This window comes from Xanthovirga aplysinae, from assembly GCF_009711365.1.
GTDB lineage: Bacteria > Bacteroidota > Bacteroidia > Cytophagales > Cyclobacteriaceae > Xanthovirga > Xanthovirga aplysinae.
Genome location: NZ_SMMB01000465.1, coordinates 1 through 1746, shown reverse-complemented (window position 1 = coordinate 1746; position 1746 = coordinate 1). Strand labels below are relative to the sequence as shown.

The following is a 1746-nucleotide window of genomic DNA, read 5'->3' as shown; positions in this document are numbered from 1 at the left end:
TTTCCGGAAGTACAACAGGTAACCAGAATTCGAAATACAGGAACCTCTTTACTTAACTATAAAGAAGAGTCTTTTAAAGTTAAAAAAACGGCTTATGCTGACTCTACCCTATTTGATGTCTTTACCATTCCTTTGAAAAAGGGCGATCCTAGGAAAGCACTTACGGAACCAAATTCGATTATCATTGATGAAACCACTGCTCATAAAATATTCGGTAAGGAAGATGCATTGGGCAAAAACCTTGTCCTAGACAATAACGCCACTTTCAAAGTCACAGGCGTCTTTAAAGATATACCGGAAAACTCCCACTTTCACCACAGCGCTTTCTTTTCCATGGTAAGCATCAATAACTTGTTAAATCAGCAGGGCTGGCTAAGCCATAATTTTCATACTTATGTGGTTCTGAATGAAAATGCCTCTCAAGCAGCGCTTGCAGCAAAATTCCCGGAAATGATCCGAAAGTATATTGGTCCACTGGTACAACAAGCCTTGGGTGCTAGCATTGATGAATTGAAAAAGAAAGGAAACGATATTGTTTATCACCTTCAACCGGTAAAGGACATTCACCTGCATTCTTCCTTATATGGGGAACTTGAGGCCAACGGAGACATTAAATACGTGTATATCTTCTCTGCCATTGCTTTTATTATTCTTTTAATTGCCTGTACTAACTATATGAATCTGGCAACAGCCCGTTCAACAGAACGGGCCAAAGAAGTCGGCATTCGCAAATCGGTGGGTGCTCTTCGTTCCCAACTTCTTTTTCAGTTTCTATCTGAGTCTATGCTTCTGAGTGTACTATCCCTCATGCTGGCTATAGGATTGGTGGAAATCTGTCTTCCTGCTTTTAATTACCTGGCCGATAAACCTCTTACTTCCAGTTACTGGGGTAATGGCCCTCTTTTAATAACTATTTCAGGAATTATCCTGATTGTCGGCATCCTTTCTGGGGCCTATCCTGCTTTCATTTTATCTTCCCCTGATCCGGCAAAAGTGTTAAAAGGGAATATGAATTCCGGTTTGAAAGGTGGTAGTTTAAGAAGTACTTTAGTAGTGGTACAATTTGCTGTGTCTATTTTTCTGATGGTAGGTACAGGAGTAATTTACAAGCAGCTCAAGTATATCCGAAATGTCAATACGGGTTTCCAAAGAGAACAACTCCTTACTATCCACGACACCTATACTTTAGGAAAACAGGCCCATACCTTCAAAGAAGAAATACTTCAAAATACCATTTTTAAATCAGCAACCGTTTCCAGTTTCTTACCTGTCCCCTCTAACAGGTCCACAGATAGCTACCAATCAAAAGAACAACAAGCGAGCAACCAAACCTTTATTATGCAACGGTGGTCTGTAGATTATGATTACCTGAAGACCCTAGGTATGGAAGTAATACAGGGAAGGTTTTTTTCTCCGGACTTTCCTTCAGATTCTTCCGCCATTGTGATTAATGAATCCGTTGTAAAGCAATTAGGGTATGAAAACCCTATTGGGGAAAGGATCTTGCAAATGGGTGGTAATCAATGGTACACCATAATAGGAGTAGTAAAAAATTTCAATTTTGAATCCCTGAGAGATAATGTTGGTCCTCTAGCCATGCTTTTAGAAAATGACAGGGGTGCGATTACCTTTCGTATGGAAGGAAAAAAGGCTTCTGATGCCATTGCCCTTCTAAAAAACAAATGGGATAAAATGGCCCCAGGGCAACCCTTCAATTATTCTTTTTTGGATGACCGCTTTAACAGT

At 40.0% G+C, this 1746-nt stretch carries 1 protein-coding gene; it reads left to right on the top strand.

What is annotated here, in order from left to right; all coding sequences use genetic code 11:
• Window positions 1-1746 (top strand): ABC transporter permease (locus tag E1171_RS01830; protein ID WP_155203502.1); only part of this gene is annotated, 1746 nt, incomplete at both ends.